This is a genomic window from Streptomyces adustus (assembly GCF_009377175.1).
GTDB lineage: Bacteria > Actinomycetota > Actinomycetes > Streptomycetales > Streptomycetaceae > Streptomyces > Streptomyces adustus.
Genome location: NZ_VJZD01000308.1, coordinates 1 through 10,225, shown reverse-complemented (window position 1 = coordinate 10,225; position 10,225 = coordinate 1). Strand labels below are relative to the sequence as shown.

Below are 10,225 nucleotides of genomic sequence, written 5' to 3'. Positions count from 1 at the left end.
GGCCGCCGACGTCCTGGACCTCCTCGACGGCACGATCACCAACATCGCCGCCCCGACGATCGCCCGCGACCTGGGCGGCGGCCAGAGCCTCGTGCAGTGGCTCGGCGCCGCCTACTCCCTCGCGCTCGGCGTGCTGCTCGTCCCCGGCGCCCGGCTCGGCGACAAGTACGGCCGCAGGCGGCTGTTCCTGACCGGCCTCGCCGGATTCGTGGCCGCGTCGGCGGCCTGCGGACTCGCCCCGGACCCGACCGCGCTCGTCCTGGCCCGGCTCGTCCAGGGCGCCTTCGGGGCCCTCGTCATCCCGCAGGGCTTCGGGATCCTGGCCGCCACCTGGCCGCGCGACCGGATCGGCCAGGCGTTCAGCCTGTTCGGCCCGGTGATGGGCCTGTCCGCCGTGAGCGGCCCGGTGCTGGCCGGACTCCTCGTCGACGCCGACCTCGCAGGACTCGGCTGGCGCCCGATGTTCCTGATCAACCTGCTGCTCGGCGGCGCCGCCCTGCTCGCCGCCGTCCGGCTGCTGCCCCGCGACCCCGGCAGCCGCGACACGGTCGTCGACGGCCCCGGGGCCGCCCTGCTCGGCGGGGCGATGCTCTGCCTGCTGGGCGGGCTCATCGACGGCGCGGCCCGCGGTGCCTCGGCCGGGGGAGGTCCGTCCGGGGAGGGGCCGGCCGCCCGCCCGATCGCCCTCCTGCTGCTCGGCCTGGCGCTGTCCGCGGCCTTCTGGCACCGCCAGCGCACCGCCGCGCACCCCCTGCTGCGGCCGTCGCTGCTGCGCCACCGCGGCTTCACCTCGGGCCTGCTCCTCGGCATCGCCACCTTCGCCGCCGTCTCCGGCCTGCTCTACGCCGTCTCCCTCTATCTGCAACAGGGCCTCGGCCGCTCCCCCGCGGGCGCCGCACTCGGCCTGGTCCCGCTCTCCGCCGGGATCGTCGTCGCCTCGATCGCCTGCTACCGGCTGATCCACGCCTTCGGCCGCCGGCTCGTCGCCACCGGCCTGCTGATCATCCTGGCGGGCTGCGCGACCCTGCTCCTGCTCTGCGCGCTCGGCCGGACCGGCACCTGGGAACTGGTCCCGCCGCTGTTCGTCGTCGGCGTCGGCGTGGGCACCTGCTTCGGCACGGTCTACGACGTCACGATCGGCGACATCGCCCCCGAGGAGGCGGGCAGCGCGAGCGGCTCCCTCAACGCCGTGCAGCAGCTCGCCAACGCGCTCGGCGCGGCCGCCGTGACGACCGTCTACTTCCGGGCCGCCGAGCACGGCGAGACCCACGCCATGACGGTGAGCCTCACCGTGGTCGCCGGGGCCATGGCCCTGTGCCTGCCGTTCGTACGCCTCCTGCCGCGCAGGGCGCCCGAGGAGCACGGCCACTGAGCCCGGCGGCCGGGCTCCGAGGGAGACCCGTGAGACGTACCGGGACCCGCCGACTCAGGGAAGGAGGACCAGTCGCCCCCGCACCCCGCCCTCCGCCAGCCGGGCGTGCGCCTTGACCGCGTCGTCCAGGGTGTACGTCCCCGCCACCCGGAGGGTCAGCGCCCCCTCGTCCACCAGCCGCACCAGCTCCGCCAGCCGCTCCCCGTCGGCGCGCACCTCGACCGTGCCGGTCCGCACGCCCCGCACCGCGGCGGGCGTGGCCCCCGGGATCACCCCGGCGTAGGCGCCCCCGTCCCGCACCCACGCCAGGGCGGCACCGCCGAGCACCGCCGCGTCCAGCACGGCGTCGAAGCCCGCCGGCTCGACCTCCCCGGCCGTGAAGTGCTCGGCCCCCAAGGATCGGACGAGCTCCTCGTCCTCCGCGCGGGCCAGCGCGGTCACCGACACCCCCAGGCGGGCCGCGAGTTGGACGGCGTAGCCGCCCACGGCACCGGCCGCGCCCGTCACCAGCAGCGACCGATCGGGCGTCAACTCCAGCAGATCCAGGGCCTGTACGGCGGTCAGCCCGTTCAGCGGCAGGGTGGCGGCGAACACGGCGTCGGCCGTCGCGGGCGCCGCGGCCACCGCGTCCGCGCCGACGACGACGTACTCCGCGTGCGAACCCAGCGGCTCGGCCACACCGGGGGCGAGCGCCACCACCTCGTCGCCCACGCGCCACTCGGTGGCCGGGCCGACCGCGTCCACCGTCCCCGCGACGTCCCAGCCGAGGCCGATCCGCCCGCCCGCGCCCCCGAACACACCGGCCCGCACCGCCGCGTCGACCGGGTTCAGCGCGGCCGCCGCCACCTTGATCCGGAGCTGCCCGGCACCCGGCTCGGGCACCTCGGTCTCCACGACCCGCACGGCCTCGGGACCGCCGAAGGACGTCACCACCACGGCACGCATCATCACAACTCTCCCCGCATTCCCGGATCTTCCGGTGTCTCGGATCTCTCGGATCTCTCGGATCTCTCGGATTCGCGACAGGTGCGGCGCCTTCGCGCCGTCCCCGTGCCGCTTCCGCAACCCTAGGAAGAGCTACTATCTGTTGGGTAGTAGTTACCTGAAGGTGCCTACCGCACCCGGAGGAGAGCCATGGCGACCACGACAGCGGCCCAGCGGCGCGAACAGGCGCGCTTCGAGTACGACGCCTTCCTGCGCAGCTGCCCCACCAACCAGCTCCTCGACCGCATCAGCGACAAGTGGGTCAGCCTCGTCGTCGCCGCACTGGCCGCCGGTCCCCTGCGCTACAGCGATCTCGCCCGCAAGATCGCCGGAGTGAGCCCCAAGATGCTCACGCAGACCCTGCGTTCACTGGAACGCGACGGCATCCTCACCCGCACGGTCACCCCGTCCGTCCCGGTCCGGGTGGACTACGAGCTCACCCCGCTGGGCAGCAGCCTCGCCCACCTGCTCACCGCGGTGAAGGCCTGGGCGGAGACCCACTTCGACGAGGTCCACACGGCACGGGAGCGCTACGACACCGAGACCGACGCCCCGAGCGCGCCCTAAGGGCTGCCCTAGGCTCTGTCGGCCTAGACCCGCCCCTCCCGCAGCCGGGTGATCTGCTCCCCGCTGAAATCCACGGTCCGCCGCATGTGCCCGATGATCAGGGCCAGTTCGGCGTTGTCCAGGCCGTCGAAGAGGGCGCTCCAGCCGCCGGCCAGCCGGTTCCACATCTGCCCGAACTCGGCGATCCGCTCCGGCACGGTCGCCACCAGCACCCGCCGCCGGTCCCCTGCGTCCCGCTGCCGGACCACGTACCCGGCCTTCTCCAGCCGGTCCACCAGCCGGGTCGCCGACCCCGTCGTCAGGCCCGTCAGCTCCGCGACCCGGCCCGTGGTCACCGGACCGCCCTCCAGCGTGAGCAGGTTCAGGCACTGGAGATCGGTGGGATGCAGGCCGAGATGGTCGGCGACGGCCTGGTTGAAAAGGGCGTACGAGGCCATGTAGCGACGGGAGACGGTGGACAGCTCGTCCAACAGCCGCGACCGCTCGTTCTCCGACCCGGACATGCCCGCTCCTCTTCACCTGCGCCGTGCAGAGATCGTACGACGCAGAGAGCGCGCCGCGACCGACCGGACAGTCCGGCCGACCGGCCGGAAACAGTCCGACACACACGTGTCTAGCAGCAATCCGGGCGATCCCCGCACCCCCGGAGGAAGCCGCGCCCCGTCCCAGGGGCACGCCCCTCGCTCGGCACCTCACTCAGAAGGAGTACGGGTCTCCCGTGTCCAGGACCAGCACCCGCTGCCGGTCGTTCGCCCGGTTGCGGTCCACCGTTCCGCCGCCCCACACCGTGTCGAGCGCCAGCGTCACCTCCTGCGGCCGGCCGCGCAGCCGCAGCACCAGCGCGATCCGCTCGCCGACCCCGTCCGCGGCCAGCGCGCCCGTCCGGCACACCACCTCACGCACCCCCGTACGGACGCACCCGCCCGGCAGCCGCTGCCGGTCCGCGAGCGGCGCCGACCACTTCAGCCGCACGGTCGCGTCCGGCACCGCGGCCGGACCGTGGTCGTACGGGGTCAGCCGTACGTCGAGCAGGCCGCGGCGCAGCACCGCCGTACCGTGGTACGACAGGTCGGCCTCCGGCGCGCCCGCGGCACCCGCGAGCGGCGTCGTACCGCCGACGGCCGCCAGCGCCACCCCGCACACCACGAGCCCCCGGGTGCCCCGCGCCCCGCGCGCCCGGCACGACCTCCGCACCCACCGCTCTTCCCGGGTCCGCCGGGTTCCGCGTGCCCTGCGTGGCCTCCGCATGCCGACACCACTCCTCACTCCGCTCGCTCCACCCCGGTCGCAGGGGTGTCGCCTGGATGTATCCCACGTACGGCCGACGGCAGGCGCCCTCCAACAGGTGACGCCCCGGTGCCGGCCGTGCCGGGGGGCGTGCCAGGCTGCACGTATGTCGATCGCCCGCTCCGCCGCCCTGTTCGTCGCCGCCGCGTTCCTGGAGATCGGCGGCGCCTGGCTGATCTGGCAGGGCCTGCGGGAGCACCGCGGCTGGCTGTGGATCACCGGTGGCGTCCTCGCGCTCGGCGCCTACGGCTTCGTCGCCACCTTCCAGCCCGACGCCCACTTCGGGCGCATCCTCGCCGCGTACGGCGGGATCTTCGTCGCCGGTTCGATCCTGTGGGGCGTGGTCGCGGACGGCTTCCGCCCCGACCGCTGGGACCTGACGGGCGCCGCGATCTGCCTGGCCGGCATGGCCGTGATCATGTGGGCGCCGAGGCACGGCGGCTGAACCGCCCGTCCCTCGAAACGCCCGTCCGCCCGAGCCCACCCGTCGCCTACCCTGAGCGGGAAGGACCGCCCGCGAGCCCGCGCCAGCCGCAGGCCCACGAGCGGGCACCAGCCGCACCACCCACCGACCCGAGTCGTCCGCGGGCCCGAGCCGTCCGCACGCCCGAGGAGCAGCCCATGGCCACCGCCGCACCGTCCGCCGCCTCCCGCATCGCCGTCGTCACCGGTGCGAGCAGCGGAATCGGGGCCGCCACGGCCCGGCAGCTCGCCGCGGCCGGCTACCGCGTCGTCCTGACCGCCCGCCGCACCGACCGCATCGAGGCGCTGGCGAAGGAGATCGCCGCGGCCGGCCACGCGGCGACCGCCTACCAGCTGGACGTCACCGACCGCGCGGCCGTCGACGAGTTCGCGAGCGCCTTCAAGACCATCGGGGTCCTGGTCAACAACGCGGGCGGCGCGCTGGGCGCGGACCCGGTCGCCACCGGCGACCCGGCGCAGTGGCGCACGATGTACGAGACGAACGTCCTGGGCACGCTGAACCTGACCCAGGCCCTGCTCCCCAAGCTCGACGCGAGCGGCGACGGCACGGTCGTGGTCGTCTCCTCCACCGCGGGGCACGGCACCTACGAGGGCGGCGCGGGCTATGTCGCCGCCAAGCACGGCGCCCACGTCCTCGCCGAGACCCTGCGCCTGGAGATCGTCGGCAGGCCGATCCGGGTCATCGAGGTCGCGCCCGGCATGGTCAAGACCGACGAGTTCGCGCTGACCCGCTTCAGCGGCGACGAGGAGAAGGCGGCGAAGGTCTACGCGGGCGTCGCCGAGCCGCTGACCGCCGACGACGTCGCCGACACCATCACCTGGGCGGTGACCCGCCCGGCCCACGTCAACATCGACCTGCTGGTCGTCCGCCCGCGGGCCCAGGCCTCCAACACGAAGGTCCACCGGGAGCTGTGACGGTGGACCGCGAGAGCCTGCCGGAGCAGGCGGCCGACGACGCCGCCGGCGCCGCCGAGCAGCGCCGCCTCGCCCAGGAGACCAAGGACGAACGCCGGGTCTGGATCTTCCTGGCGTACTTCCTGTTCGGCATCCACATCGTCGCGTTCGTGATGATCTACGCGGTGCGCCACGCGAAGTGAGCCTCAGGGCTTCGAGCAGTCCGGGTCGTCGACGATCACCGCGTTGGCCGGGATGATCACGACATCGTCGTCGTCCTCCTGCACGAACCGGGTGGTGGCGTAGGCCCGCCTGCCGTCCCCGACGCACTTGGTGGCGAGGTTGCCGAAGCCGTCCGGGAAGTTGTACACCTCGGCCGGGCTGTCCTCCCCGGCCCGTCCGGCCACGGGGGCGTCGGCCTTGCCGCGCTCCTGGTAGTGCTCCCTGGAACAGCCGCCCAGCAGCACGACGAGCAGCAGCGCGCCGCAGCCGGCGGCCGCCCGCCCGGGGCGCCGGCTCAGGAGGCGCACGTCTTGTCCGCCACGATCTGCACGTTCGACGGACCGCTGGCGTTGGTCGTGACGTAGGCGCGGAAGCCGTGCCCCACGCACTTGGTGGCGAGGTTCCCGAAGCCGTCCGGCATGTTGAAGACCTCGGCCGGGGTGTCGTCGCCCGCCTTGCCCTTCACCGGGGCGTCCCCCTTGCCCCGCTGGTCGTCGTAACTCTGCGAGCAGCCCGCGAGCACGACCCCCGCGGCCAGAACCAGACCGGCGGCCCCGGCCGCGGCACGTATGCGCTGACGCCTCATCGTGATTACCCCCGTATCGATGCGTCGGACCTGTACGCCAAGACAGACCCGACACCGTCTCCGGTTCCCGCGGCCCCGCCGCCCCAGGTCGGGACGGCTCGGCGTCGGAGCTGCTCAGCCCTTCACGCAGACGACCTGCTTCAGCTTCGCCACGACCTCGACGAGGTCGCGCTGCTGGTCGATGACCTGCTCGATCGACTTGTAGGCGCCGGGGATCTCGTCCACGACACCGGAGTCCTTACGGCACTCCACGCCCCGCGTCTGCTCCTCCAGGTCCTTGGTCGAGAAGCGGCGCTTGGCCGCGTTGCGGCTCATCCGCCGGCCGGCGCCGTGCGACGCCGAGTTGAAGGCCTTCTCGTTGCCGAGGCCCTTGACGATGTACGAACCCGTGCCCATGGAGCCCGGGATGATCCCGTACTCACCGGAGCCGGCCCGGATCGCGCCCTTGCGGGTCACGAGCAGGTCCATGCCGTCGTAGCGCTCCTCGGCCACGTAGTTGTGGTGTGCGCTGATCTCCGGCTCGAAGGTCGGCTTCGCCTTCCTGAACTCCTTGCGGACGACGTCCTTGAGGAGCGCCATCATGAGCGTGCGGTTGTACTTCGCGTACTCCTGCGCCCAGAACAGGTCGTTGCGGTAGGCCGCCATCTGCGGGGTGTCGGAGACGAAGACCGCGAGGTCGCGGTCGACCAGTCCCTGGTTGTGCGGGAGCTTCTGTGCCACCCCGATGTGGAACTCGGCCAGTTCCTTGCCGATGTTGCGGGACCCGGAGTGGAGCATGAGCCACACCGAACCGGATGTATCCACGCAGACTTCAACAAAGTGGTTGCCGCTGCCCAGCGTTCCCATCTGCTTGGTGGCTCGTTCCTGCCGGAACTTCACCTCGTCCGCGATCCCGTCGAACCGGCCCCAGAAGTCGTCCCACCCCGCGGTCGCCAGGCCGTGGAAGCCGCCCGGGTCGACGGGGTCGTCGTGCATGCCGCGGCCCACCGGGATCGCCTGCTCGATCTTCGAGCGCAGCCGGGACAGGTCGCCGGGCAGGTCGTTCTCCGTCAGCGAGGTACGGACCGCCGACATCCCGCAGCCGATGTCGACGCCCACCGCCGCGGGGCAGACCGCGCCCTGCATGGCGATGACCGAGCCGACCGTCGCGCCCTTGCCGAAGTGCACGTCCGGCATCACGGCCAGGCCCTTGATCCAGGGCAGGGTCGCGACGTTCTGGAGCTGGCGCAGTGCCACGTCCTCGACCGCAGCGGGGTCGGCCCACATACGGATCGGGACCTTCGCGCCCGGCATCTCCACGTACGACATATCGTCCTCATTCCCCCGGAATCAAAAGAAAAGCCTGAAATCGCAAAACCGGCGCCAAGGTCGACGTATGGGACAACGGACCGGCGTCCACGGCAGTGCGTGCGATACACATTGTCTCCAGGGGCCGCCCCCGTGCGGCAAGCGAATATCCAGCGGGGACACTGGCAGGCCCGGGACCGTTCCCGGGACCGACCCCCACCGAGACACCGTCGAAGGGAGCCTCACCGTGCAGCGGAAGGCGTACGTACCCGGCGTCGCCGCGCTCCTCGCGGCAGTGCTGGCCGGCTGCACCGGTAGCTCCGGCGAGGGCAACAGCACCGACAACTCCAACCCCGGGGAGGCCGGCGCGGTGACCGCCGAGGCCCAGCCCGGCAAGTACCGCACGCTCCCCGAGCCGTGCGGCGCGATCGGTCACGGCACCCTCGACACCTTGCTCCCCGGCATCGCGCAGATCACCGACGAGACGCAGCGGGACACCGCCTACCAGGGCCAGGCGACGCTGACGTACGACAACGACCGCAAGGTCGGCTGCCGTTGGAAGATCGACTCCCCGGACGCGACCGACCATCTCTTCGTCGACTTCGAGCGAGTGGTGTCGTACGACAACACGGTGAGCGACGACAGCCAGGCCGAGCAGCTCTTCGCGACGAAGGTGACGGCGGCCGACCTTCCGGAGCCGGCCGCTTCCAGTTCCGGCAGCGCCCGGACCGGGGCGGCCGGCGGGCCCGCCGACCCGAGCGCGGAGGCGACTTCGGCGCCGTCCTTGTCCTCTTCCCCGTCGTCCTCGGCGTCCCCCTCGGGCACGTCCTCCCCGTCCGCCTCGTCCTCCGCGACTCCGACCGACCTCCAGCCCCGGGTTCTCGACGGTCTCGGCGACGAGGCGTATCTCGACGACGCGCTCAGCAGCTCCGGTTCGACGGCCAAACAGCGCACGGTGACTGTGGCGTTCCGCACGTCGAACGTCATCGTGACGGTCGTGTACGAGGAGCAGCCGGCGATGGTCGGGGTCGTGCCCGACAGCGCAGAAATGCAGGACAGGGCCCGGAAACTGGCCGCGCAGCTGGCCGACTCGCTGCCCGGCTGAGGCCTCTTCGGGGCCCGGCCGGTGCGGTCCGCAAAGCGGACGAAGCACGACCGGGCCTCTTCTTCACCGCGTACCGTGGCCCCTCGGACCCGATCCGACCGCAGGAACCACGAGCGTCATGAGTGAAGGAACCATGCAGCGACGAGCCCAGCGAGACGGCCAGTACGAGCAGCGAGTCCGGCGAACGAAGCGTCTTCGCCGCGCCCTTGTGGGTGCGGCGGCGGTCCCCGTGATCCTGGTCGCGGCGGGCTGCTCCTCGGACTCCGGCTCCGACTCCGGATCCGCTTCCGGCTCCGGCGACAGCACGCAGCAGGGCTCCGGGGGCGCGAACCCCTCGGCGAGCGCGTCCCCGACGATCCAGGCCGCGGCTTTCCAGAAGCTGCCGAAGGCGTGCGGGGTGCTGTCGACGAAGACGCTGACCGAACTGGTGCCCAAGGGTGTGAAGTCGGCCAAGGAGGGCACTTCGGACGACGCGACGTCACGGGCGAGCTGTTCCTGGAGCAGCCTGGAGAACAAGGGCGTGAAGGGTTCGCAGTTCCGCTGGCTGAACGTCTCCTTGCTGCGCTTCGACTCCGACGCCGCGCGCGGCAGCGGCGAGAAGCAGGCGCAGACGTTCTACGCCAAGCAGGTGCAGGACGCCCGGGCGGTGCCGGAGGCGAAGAACGCGGCGTCGCAGCCGCTGGCCGGCACGGGTGACGAGGCGACGACCGTGCGCTACGACCTGAAGAAGAAGGAAGGCGCCTTCAAGCAGCAGACGGTCGTGGCCCGGGTGGCGAACGTGGTCGTGACGCTGGACTACAACGGCGCGGGCCTGGCCGGCGAGAAGACCCCGAACGCCGACGACCTGGTGAAGGCCGCCCAGCAGGCGGCGAAGGAGGCGACGACGGCCGTGGCGTCGGCGAACGGCGTCGACACCGGCTCCGGCTCCGGCGGCACGGCAGGCGGCGCGGGCACGACGAGTCCCTCGCCGTCGAAGTCGGCGTCGAAGTCCGCGTCGCCGTCGTCGTCGCCGTCCAAGGCCGCGAGTGCGTCCCCGTCCACGTCAGCGTCGAAGAAGAGCTGACTGTCACACTCGACGGTCAAATCCGCGCTCGTTCAGGCATTTTATGGAAGCCCGGCCCTTTCGGGGCCGGGCTCCTGGCCTACCGGCAACACGTCCGCCGTACACATGTGCCACTCTGTTGCGCGCAACAACACGCAAGGGGAGGAGCACGGGTGGCCGCGCCAATCCAGCTGACTCGGATGCACCGCGTTCTCATAGGCGTGGTCGTGACGGGCGCGTTGATCATCGCCGGTATCGGCTTCGCCGGTTCGTACGCCGCCGTGCGCGAGCTGGCGATCAAGAAGGGCTTCGGGAACTTCTCCTATGTCTTCCCGATCGGCATCGACGCCGGCATCTGCGTCCTGCTCGCCCTCGACCTGCTGCTGACCTGGATCC

The 10,225-nt window shown here is 72.3% G+C and carries 14 protein-coding genes; 8 read left to right on the top strand and 6 right to left on the bottom strand.

Going from position 1 to position 10,225, the window contains the following annotated elements:
* Positions 1–1,372 (top strand): MFS transporter (locus FNH09_RS41145; RefSeq protein WP_152894976.1); only part of this gene is annotated, 1,372 nt, incomplete at its 5' end.
* A gap of 54 nt (positions 1,373–1,426) precedes the next feature.
* Here the strand turns inward: FNH09_RS41145 and FNH09_RS41140 are convergent.
* Positions 1,427–2,317, bottom strand: coding sequence for an NADP-dependent oxidoreductase (locus FNH09_RS41140; protein WP_152894981.1), 891 nt, complete (start codon positions 2,315–2,317; stop codon positions 1,427–1,429).
* Positions 2,318–2,506: 189 nt separating this feature from the next.
* On the opposite strand from FNH09_RS41140, the gene FNH09_RS41135 reads away from it, so the two are divergent.
* Complete coding sequence (locus tag FNH09_RS41135; RefSeq protein ID WP_152894975.1) at positions 2,507–2,923, top strand: winged helix-turn-helix transcriptional regulator; 417 nt, start codon at positions 2,507–2,509, stop codon at positions 2,921–2,923.
* 23 nt (positions 2,924–2,946) lie between these two features.
* Here the strand turns inward: FNH09_RS41135 and FNH09_RS41130 are convergent, their stop codons facing one another.
* Entirely contained in the window at positions 2,947–3,426 is a 480-nt protein-coding gene (locus FNH09_RS41130) for a MarR family winged helix-turn-helix transcriptional regulator (RefSeq protein ID WP_152894974.1), read from the bottom strand.
* A 193-nt stretch (positions 3,427–3,619) separates the two neighbouring features.
* Positions 3,620–4,117 (bottom strand): hypothetical protein, encoded by a 498-nt coding sequence (locus FNH09_RS41125; RefSeq protein WP_375974289.1) that lies wholly within the window; start codon positions 4,115–4,117, stop codon positions 3,620–3,622.
* Between the two features lie 199 nt (positions 4,118–4,316).
* Here FNH09_RS41125 and FNH09_RS41120 point away from each other — a divergent pair, with 199 nt between their 5' ends.
* The 3 genes from FNH09_RS41120 to FNH09_RS41110 all read left to right on the top strand — a co-directional run bounded on the left by FNH09_RS41120 (position 4,317) and on the right by FNH09_RS41110 (position 5,790).
* Complete coding sequence (locus FNH09_RS41120) at positions 4,317–4,655, top strand: YnfA family protein (RefSeq protein WP_152894973.1); 339 nt, start codon at positions 4,317–4,319, stop codon at positions 4,653–4,655.
* A gap of 176 nt (positions 4,656–4,831) precedes the next feature.
* Entirely contained in the window at positions 4,832–5,608 is a 777-nt protein-coding gene (locus FNH09_RS41115) for an SDR family NAD(P)-dependent oxidoreductase (protein WP_152894972.1), read from the top strand.
* Between the two features lie 2 nt (positions 5,609–5,610).
* Entirely contained in the window at positions 5,611–5,790 is a 180-nt protein-coding gene (locus FNH09_RS41110) for a hypothetical protein (protein WP_152894971.1), read from the top strand.
* A 3-nt stretch (positions 5,791–5,793) separates the two neighbouring features.
* On the opposite strand, the gene FNH09_RS41105 is transcribed toward FNH09_RS41110, so the two are convergent.
* From FNH09_RS41105 to FNH09_RS41095, 3 genes are all read right to left on the bottom strand, one after another.
* On the bottom strand, positions 5,794–6,117 hold the full coding sequence (locus FNH09_RS41105) for a hypothetical protein (RefSeq protein ID WP_202919865.1): 324 nt from the start codon (positions 6,115–6,117) through the stop codon (positions 5,794–5,796).
* Positions 6,105–6,395, bottom strand: a complete 291-nt coding sequence (locus FNH09_RS41100) for a hypothetical protein (RefSeq protein WP_152894970.1) — start codon at positions 6,393–6,395, stop codon at positions 6,105–6,107. Before FNH09_RS41100 ends, FNH09_RS41105 begins: the two co-directional genes overlap by 13 nt.
* A gap of 114 nt (positions 6,396–6,509) precedes the next feature.
* The gene (locus FNH09_RS41095; protein ID WP_152894969.1) at positions 6,510–7,703 is read right to left on the bottom strand and encodes an RtcB family protein; all 1,194 of its coding nucleotides are present in this window, start codon (positions 7,701–7,703) and stop codon (positions 6,510–6,512) included.
* 226 nt (positions 7,704–7,929) lie between these two features.
* Here FNH09_RS41095 and FNH09_RS41090 point away from each other — a divergent pair, with 226 nt between their 5' ends.
* From FNH09_RS41090 to FNH09_RS41080, 3 genes are all read left to right on the top strand, one after another.
* Entirely contained in the window at positions 7,930–8,787 is an 858-nt protein-coding gene (locus FNH09_RS41090; RefSeq protein WP_162469858.1) for a DUF3558 domain-containing protein, read from the top strand.
* A 118-nt stretch (positions 8,788–8,905) separates the two neighbouring features.
* Positions 8,906–9,850 carry a DUF3558 domain-containing protein gene (locus FNH09_RS41085; RefSeq protein WP_152894968.1) on the top strand — a complete coding sequence of 315 codons (945 nt, stop codon included), beginning with the start codon at positions 8,906–8,908 and terminating at the stop codon, positions 9,848–9,850.
* A gap of 152 nt (positions 9,851–10,002) precedes the next feature.
* Positions 10,003–10,225: DUF2637 domain-containing protein (locus tag FNH09_RS41080; protein ID WP_162469857.1), on the top strand; the 223-nt coding region annotated here is incomplete at its 3' end.

What these genes read in the sequence shown, in the direction of transcription:
- FNH09_RS41085 (WP_152894968.1), top strand. Translation starts at nt 8,906, where the DNA reads ATGAGTGAAGGAACCATGCAGCGACGAGCCCAGCGAGACGGCCAGTAC.
- FNH09_RS41135 (WP_152894975.1), top strand. Translation starts at nt 2,507, where the DNA reads ATGGCGACCACGACAGCGGCCCAGCGGCGCGAACAGGCGCGCTTCGAG.
- FNH09_RS41140 (WP_152894981.1), bottom strand. Translation starts at nt 2,317, where the DNA reads ATGCGTGCCGTGGTGGTGACGTCCTTCGGCGGTCCCGAGGCCGTGCGG.
- FNH09_RS41115 (WP_152894972.1), top strand. Translation starts at nt 4,832, where the DNA reads ATGGCCACCGCCGCACCGTCCGCCGCCTCCCGCATCGCCGTCGTCACC.
- FNH09_RS41095 (WP_152894969.1), bottom strand. Translation starts at nt 7,703, where the DNA reads ATGTCGTACGTGGAGATGCCGGGCGCGAAGGTCCCGATCCGTATGTGG.
- FNH09_RS41130 (WP_152894974.1), bottom strand. Translation starts at nt 3,426, where the DNA reads ATGTCCGGGTCGGAGAACGAGCGGTCGCGGCTGTTGGACGAGCTGTCC.
- FNH09_RS41100 (WP_152894970.1), bottom strand. Translation starts at nt 6,395, where the DNA reads ATGAGGCGTCAGCGCATACGTGCCGCGGCCGGGGCCGCCGGTCTGGTT.
- FNH09_RS41120 (WP_152894973.1), top strand. Translation starts at nt 4,317, where the DNA reads ATGTCGATCGCCCGCTCCGCCGCCCTGTTCGTCGCCGCCGCGTTCCTG.